This is a genomic window from Halomonas sp. SIMBA_159 (assembly GCF_046536035.1).
In the GTDB taxonomy this organism is placed as follows: Bacteria; Pseudomonadota; Gammaproteobacteria; order Pseudomonadales; family Halomonadaceae; genus Vreelandella; species Vreelandella venusta_A.
Genome location: NZ_JAWJBT010000284.1, coordinates 1 through 307, shown reverse-complemented (window position 1 = coordinate 307; position 307 = coordinate 1). Strand labels below are relative to the sequence as shown.

Sequence of the window (307 nt, the reverse complement as noted above, 5' to 3'; positions counted from 1 at the left end):
GAACAGTCTCATAAAAGATTTCCTCAAAAACCGAGGTATCTTCAAACCGGCCTTTGCGATTAAAACTAATCGTCGAATGATCTGGCACTCGGTCTACCAACGAATAGCCCAAAAACCACCGATAAGCGATATTCGCTTGAATTTCTTTTTCCAACTGGCGCTCGGAACGAATGCCATAGAGGTAACCAAGAAATAACATTTTGAATAGTGTCACTGGGGCAATGGACGGGCGTCCATTATCAGGGCAGTAATAAGGCATCGTAATCCGTTCAATGAAGGAGAAATCGATCAATGCATCAACGGTCCG

The 307-nt window shown here is 44.0% G+C and carries 1 protein-coding gene; it reads right to left on the bottom strand.

Going from position 1 to position 307, the window contains the following annotated elements; genetic code table 11:
- On the bottom strand, nt 1-307 hold a 307-nt coding region (locus R0J87_RS19315; protein WP_498888262.1), incomplete at both ends, for a transposase.